The following is a 6,235-nucleotide window of genomic DNA, read 5'->3' as shown; positions in this document are numbered from 1 at the left end:
CCGCCCCCGCCGCCGCTGCCGGCGCATCGCGGCTTCCTTGGTTGCCGGCTTTTTCCGCAGCCCACCGCTTTCCTTGCTGCGCAGGCCCTGCCCCCCACCGACTGGTCGCTGCCGGCGCCCGAATCCGCAATGCCCGCGCTGCTATAATCATGACCGAGATCCGCACGGCGCGGCTCTTGATGCGGCGGGCGCGCCCCGCCGATATGGCGGCGATGCACGAGATCCTCTCCGATCCGCGCGCGATGCGCTACTGGTCGAGCGTGCCCCACAGCGACATAGAGGTGACGCGCGACTGGATGGCCGACATGGTCGCGCCGCCGCCGGGGCGCGGCGACGACTTCATCATCGAGCATGACGGCCGGGTGATCGGCAAGCTCGGCGCGTGGAAGCTTCCGGAACTGGGCTATATCTTCGCACCCGAGATGTGGGGCCGGGGCTTCGCGGCGGAGGCGCTGGCGGCGTTCATCGACTATATCTTCGCGGGGCCGACCGATTATCTGACCGCCGATGTCGATCCGCGCAACGCCGGGTCGCTCGCGCTGCTCGCCAAGCTGGGTTTTCGCGAAAGCCACCGCGCGGCGCGAACCTGGCTGGTCGGCGATGAATGGTGCGACAGCGTCTATCTGCGGCTCGACAGGCCGTCGGCGTAACGAGCGGACCGATCGGCGCATCGCGGCGTTCTCCCAGCCTGATCATAGGAGAGCGACATGAGCGACCGAACCTTGGCCGACCTGGCCGAAAAGATGCGCGACATCGATTTCACCATGCTGTCGACGCGCACCGCGGGCGGGGCGATCGGCGCGCGGCCGATGAGCAACAACCGCCAAGTCGATTATGACGGCGACAGCTATTATTTCACTTATGAGGACACCCTGATGATCGCCAACATCCAGGCCGATCGCCATGTCGGGCTGAGCTTCCAGGGCAAGTCGGGCATCCTCCATGTGAAGCCGTTCTTCGTCGCGGTGGAGGGCACCGCCGATCTCATCCACGACAAGGGCCGCTTTGAGGAGCATTGGACCAAGGATCTCGATCGCTGGTTCCCGCAGGGGATCGACACGCCCCGGCTGGTGATGATCCATGTCCGTGCGGACCGGGTCCATTATTGGGACGGCGAGGATGAAGGCGAGGTCCGCGTACCGGCCAATGCCGAGGCGGCAGAGTAGGCAGAACGCCGCCCCGGCGGAGGCCGGGGCGGCGGCTGGTTCAGGCGGCCCGGTCGAGCAGCGGCCCCATCGCGACGATATCGCCCGCGCTGTAGACGAGGCTGCCGGGCGTCTCTCCCGCGACCGCATGGAAGAAGAAAGGGGTGCCGAAGCTGCCACCCTCGACCAGTTCGGCAGCCATCTCCCCGGCCACCGCGGTGACGAGGTCGGCCTGCGCCCCGCTGTCCGAGGTGGAGGTCGCGGTCAGCCGCTTCGCCATATAGGCTTCATATTCGGCAAGTGTGGTCTCGGGCCGGTAGAGGTAGTTGAGCTCGCGATAGGGTTCACCCGGCCAGGGGAAGATGATGTAGCGCATCTCAAGCGCGCGAAACCCTTGCGGATATTCCTGGTGGACGACCTGGCAGACCGCGCAGTCCTTGTTGGTGAACATATAGCATATCCCCGCCGACGCGCCCTCGCGCGCGGGCTGGCGGATGCTCGGCAGCATCGCGAGCTGATCCCAGAAGGGCGCGAGTTCCTTCTGGAACCCGGCCTGTTCGGGGATCCCCGCATCTTGCGAAGCCGCGCGCGAGGCCAGCGCCAGCGCGGGCAGCAACGCGAGCAACCCGCGGCGGTGCAGTCTCATTCGGTCCGATCCCCCGATCGTCATGGAAGCGGCGATAGTGTCGTGATCGGCGCGTGGCGTCCAGAGGGGTTGGGATGACGGAGAAAGCAGTGGTTACGCGCCTAATGCCCACCGCCCGAGCGGGACATGCTCGGTCAGGCCGACGAGGCTGTGGATCAGCACGAACTCCCCGGCCCGCCAGCTGATCGGCAGGACCTCGCGACGGAAGCCTTCGTCCTGGCCATAGGCGAGGGTGACGTGCGGATCGAAGCGGAAGCCGCGATTGGGCCAGATGCCCGCATCCGCGATCGCGAGCTGAAGCTTCTGCTGAAAGGCTTTCAGCACCGGCATCGGCTCGCCGGGCTTGAGGCAGGCGACCTGTCCGTTGCCGACCGCCTCGCGCAGCACCAGCCGCAGCGCGGGTGCGCTTACCTTCGCCGCCGCCGCGCACAGATCGTCGATGATCCCCGGCGTCGGGGTCATCGGCAGATCGAGCGCCCACAGGGTCATGTGGAGCCGATGATCGAGCACATGACTCTTCGCCACACCAAGGCCGCCACGCACCCGCGCGATCTCTTCAACCGCCTCCGCGCTCGGGATCAGGGCGAAGAACAGGCGGTGCAGGACAAGCTCGTCACTATCATCGAAGGGCCGGCGCAGGGTCATGGCGTTTCTCCTTTGTTCCAACACCTACACGATTTGTGACAAGAACAAAAGAAGAACTTTATGACTTAGATGAACTGCACTTCATCAAGGCTGAGTGTTTTGAAAATACCCGCGACATTTCGTGCGGCCCGAATTCTCGCGAGGAGGGCGTCGAACTGCGCCGTTTCCCCATCAGCCTCATATTCGCCGAAACTGAACTCCCGTTCCGACGTGATCGCACGTTCCTTGATCTCGTCCAGGGAAAGGGGGGGAAGCTCTTCCAGTTCATACGCCACGCGCAGATTCGGCGGGTTGAAGAGCAGGATGTCGAGAAGTCCCCATCGTGTTGCTCGTCCGATTTTCTTGCCCGAGCGGACGATCCATCGCCGTTCGTTGCTGTCGATCAGCTCCATCCCTTCATACTGCCCCGACTTGAAGGCATGAGGCACCAGCTGGGTGAGATTGTGGAGGTTGGCGAACCCCGAAACATATCCGCTGCTGTCCATAGACAGGACCGGATATCGAAACGGCGTTTCCGACGCCTGCTGATAGCTCATTTCGCTAATCCCCGATATTGAGTGAACAGAATGGAACGGACCCAAGGCGCAAGCATCAAGGGGTGCGTCGTTGCGCGGGCGGAGAGGTCAGCCAGCTAGCTGTATTCTCGATATTGTCCGCAGCCCTCCCGGCGATCGCCGTCGGGACCGCTTTCTGCCATTCATTGGTGCCGTACCAGATTTTCCGGACAGGATCATATTGGCGCTTTCCATTGAAAGAGCCCGTCAGGCGACGATGCTGCTCCTTCGGCAAGACCTTGAGGAAGGCCGGACTATTGCGAAGGTCGCCTTTGGCGGTGCGGCTGGCTCCGTTCAACGGAAGGGTGTGATGAACCTCGTGCCCCGGCGACGTCAGTTTGAGACTCTTGTATCGCTTCTGCATTGCACCGGCACTCGCAAGACCGGGCTTATATCGCTTGTTCATCTTCGACATGAGGTTAAGCAGCTTGATCGCCGGGCTGACCGGAAGCGCGTCGGCGACGGCCATTGCGCCATTAAACGCCGCACTGCCATAGTTGCCGTCCTGAAAATCGGCCGCCGCTTCCCAGGCGGGCCCGACGACCGGGATGAAGGATTCGAGGGTGGAGGGGCGCCGGATACTGAAATCACCGCCGCTCTCCTGTGTTGGAGGCAGCAGATCGATGGGTATGAGGAAGCCGGGTGGCGGCGTGGAAGATTTGCGGGGTAGAGCGGACACTTATATCTCCGTTGGTCTGGCGCGAGCCTGAAGACGTGCAAAATCATCGCGGCATGGCCGTCGTCTTTGATTGGAAAGCGGGGCGAATACGCTAAGGGCTTGTCCACTAAAGGTGGGTGTCCTGCATGCTTCAGCCTCCCGAAATAATGACATGAAAAGTTGTTTCATGGGCGATTATATACCTTGCAAACACGGTGAGAACAGGGCATAAACATCGGGCAAGGAGTTAACCTCATGTCCGTTCTGTCCCGCCCCGAGTTCCACAGCGAAGAAGCCGCCTTCGAATATCTCGAAGGTAAGCTGTGGTCGGAGTGCGTGGTCTGCGTTCATTGCGGCGGGATGGATCGCATCACGAAGGTGAAGGCCAATCCTGAGAAGCGCATCCGCCTTGGTCTGTGGCGCTGTGGCGACTGCAAGAAGCAGTTCACCGTCAAGGTCGGCACCGTGTTCGAGCATATGCGCCTGCCCCTGAATAAGGCGCTCCAGGCCGTGTTCCTGATGACCTCCAGCAAGAAGGGCGTAAGCGCCCATCAGCTTCACCGGATGCTGGAAATCACCTACAAGAGCGCGTGGTTTCTCGCCCACCGCATCCGTGAAGCCATGCGCGACGGCCAGCTTGCCGTTCCGTTCGGTTCGGACGGTGGCGCAGTCGAGGTAGACGAAACCTACATCGGCGTTCTCAAAGGCCAGCCCATCCGCCAGAGCGGCGCGCATAAGATGAAGGTCATCAGCCTCGTCGATCGCAACAGCGGCCAGATCCGCTCCTACACCTTCGATCAGATGATCAACTGCTATGTCGAGCCGGTCGTTAAGGGCAACATCGCCAAGGAAGCCCGCCTGATCACCGATCAGGCCCGCATCTACAAGCCCATCGGTAAGCACTTCGCCAGCCATGCTACGGTCAATCATTCTATCGGCGAATATGTGCGTGGCGACGTTTACACGAACACGGTTGAGGGCAGCTTCTCCATTTTCAAGCGCGGCATGAAGGGTGTCTATCAGCATTGTGGCGAGCAGCATCTGCATCGCTACCTTGCCGAGTTCGACTTCCGCTATTCGAACCGTGCCAAGCTGGGCATCAACGATGCCGCCCGCGCCGATCGCGCGCTGATGGGCATCGTCGGCAAGCGCCTCACGTATCGCAGGCTTGACCTCCACGCCTAAGAAGGCTGCGGGGCCGAAGCCGCGCAATCAGCGGTGGCGAACTAAACCACATCGAAAATATCTCTGACACCGCAGCGTTGCCACACTCCCACCCCACGTAAATCACCTTCTCCCCGCATGATCGATTCACCGTTGTGTAAAATGCGGTGGAATAGTATGGCTGGTGATGCGAACGGAGGTACAAGATGGCACAGGATGCATTGGCGGCGCTTAATGTCGCAATAGGCGAGTTGGAAATTGAGCTTGGTGAAAACCCGCGTTTTGCCTTGCTCACGCAACTCCGCAGCGCCCGCGACGCTTATATGGTTGCATCTGAGGGCAACCTATTCGCGTCGGGAGTGCCGCGCGTTACGGTCAAGCGCGTGGAGGCGCAGCGCACCCTCTCCCCGGACCGGGCTAAGGCCTATGAACTCTGCAAGAAGGCGCTTGTAGGACACACCGTTCCTGTTCGGACGCGCGACCTTTATGAGATGATCGAAGAGAACGGTGTGAGCTTGGCAGGTGGATCTAATAACCTGTCGTCGCTTCTTTCTCGCCACCCTCAAACTTTCAAAGGTCACGGCCGTGCGGGCTGGACCTTGAAGGACATTGGAAACGGAGCGGAGCCTGACTCTGGTGCGAACGGAGAAGGCTCCGCTCCGCTGTCTTCCTCTAGCCGGGAAGGAGGTGAGGTCAATGAGGCCACCACCACGCAGCACTAGCTAGCGGGGTATCCGGGGGAAACAGGGTCTAGACACCCTGCCAACCTCGCAGCCCCGTAGGGGGATATCAGTGACCGGCAGAACCGGCTGTGCCCACTAACCACCTACAGGCTGGCATCTTTATGGTGCCAGCCTATTCGTGTGTTTGCCAGAATTCTGAAAATTCTGCAACCGTGTGTTATAAGGACGCCATGACCGACAAACCCAAATCCCAATCCGACAAGTTCAAGGAACTCGCCCGCGAGTTAGAGGTGGATGAGGATGAAGCGCGCTGGGATGAGCGGCTAGAGAGGGTGGCAAGGGCGAAGCCCGGCAAGAAGCCAGAAGGCGACCTAGCCGACTATCAGAGTGTCACGCGCGACGGGGGCTGAGGTAGCTAACCTCGGTAAATGCGGACTGCTCCCCGTCGCTAATATCCTGCCTCCATGTCGGACGACCATCTCGAAAGGCTGATGCGCATCGTTGAAAAGAGCGAGCGCGCTCTAGGGGTTGTGGGGATTTAGGATTCACATTTTTGGGGAGATGTGATTCACACTTTGGATGGAACGCTTCGTACTGACCGACGCCCAGTGGGCAAAGATGGAACCGCATTGTCTGGGTAAGCCGACCGACCCGGGACGAAGCGGGAGGAACAACCGTCTATTTTTGGAGGCAGTGCTATGGATTGTCCGGACGGGCAGTCCATGGCGTGATCTGCCGAC

General features: G+C 61.0%; 10 protein-coding genes. 6 read left to right on the top strand and 4 right to left on the bottom strand.

The window, feature by feature from the left end; translation table 11 throughout:
- Positions 1-149 precede the first annotated feature (149 nt).
- Both WP12_RS00405 and WP12_RS00400 read left to right on the top strand, forming a co-directional pair.
- The gene (locus tag WP12_RS00405; protein WP_046191787.1) at positions 150-650 is read left to right on the top strand and encodes a GNAT family N-acetyltransferase; all 501 of its coding nucleotides are present in this window, start codon (positions 150-152) and stop codon (positions 648-650) included.
- 57 nt (positions 651-707) lie between these two features.
- A complete protein-coding gene (locus WP12_RS00400; RefSeq protein WP_046191786.1) occupies positions 708-1,166 on the top strand; it encodes a pyridoxamine 5'-phosphate oxidase family protein in 459 nt (152 codons plus the stop codon).
- Between the two features lie 40 nt (positions 1,167-1,206).
- Here WP12_RS00400 and WP12_RS00395 read toward each other — a convergent pair whose 3' ends face one another.
- The 4 genes from WP12_RS00395 to WP12_RS00380 all read right to left on the bottom strand — a co-directional run bounded on the left by WP12_RS00395 (position 1,207) and on the right by WP12_RS00380 (position 3,669).
- Entirely contained in the window at positions 1,207-1,791 is a 585-nt protein-coding gene (locus WP12_RS00395) for a permease (RefSeq protein ID WP_235398779.1), read from the bottom strand.
- 93 nt (positions 1,792-1,884) lie between these two features.
- Positions 1,885-2,436, bottom strand: a complete 552-nt coding sequence (locus WP12_RS00390; RefSeq protein WP_046191785.1) for a 2'-5' RNA ligase family protein — start codon at positions 2,434-2,436, stop codon at positions 1,885-1,887.
- A 65-nt stretch (positions 2,437-2,501) separates the two neighbouring features.
- Complete coding sequence (locus WP12_RS00385) at positions 2,502-2,972, bottom strand: hypothetical protein (RefSeq protein ID WP_046191784.1); 471 nt, start codon at positions 2,970-2,972, stop codon at positions 2,502-2,504.
- 55 nt (positions 2,973-3,027) lie between these two features.
- On the bottom strand, positions 3,028-3,669 hold the full coding sequence (locus WP12_RS00380) for a hypothetical protein (RefSeq protein WP_046191783.1): 642 nt from the start codon (positions 3,667-3,669) through the stop codon (positions 3,028-3,030).
- 234 nt (positions 3,670-3,903) lie between these two features.
- Here WP12_RS00380 and WP12_RS00375 point away from each other — a divergent pair, with 234 nt between their 5' ends.
- The 4 genes from WP12_RS00375 to WP12_RS23795 all read left to right on the top strand — a co-directional run.
- Entirely contained in the window at positions 3,904-4,833 is a 930-nt protein-coding gene (locus WP12_RS00375; RefSeq protein WP_046191782.1) for an IS1595 family transposase, read from the top strand.
- A 185-nt stretch (positions 4,834-5,018) separates the two neighbouring features.
- Entirely contained in the window at positions 5,019-5,534 is a 516-nt protein-coding gene (locus WP12_RS00370; protein WP_046191781.1) for a hypothetical protein, read from the top strand.
- A 191-nt stretch (positions 5,535-5,725) separates the two neighbouring features.
- Positions 5,726-5,905, top strand: a complete 180-nt coding sequence (locus WP12_RS00365) for a hypothetical protein (RefSeq protein ID WP_046191780.1) — start codon at positions 5,726-5,728, stop codon at positions 5,903-5,905.
- A gap of 169 nt (positions 5,906-6,074) precedes the next feature.
- Positions 6,075-6,235 (top strand): transposase (locus tag WP12_RS23795; protein ID WP_152663831.1); only part of this gene is annotated, 161 nt, incomplete at its 3' end.

It is taken from the genome of Sphingomonas sp. SRS2 (assembly GCF_000971055.1).
Taxonomy (GTDB): Bacteria; Pseudomonadota; Alphaproteobacteria; order Sphingomonadales; family Sphingomonadaceae; genus Rhizorhabdus.
Note: the sequence above shows the minus strand (reverse complement) of the source record. Positions and strands in the feature narration are given on the sequence as shown.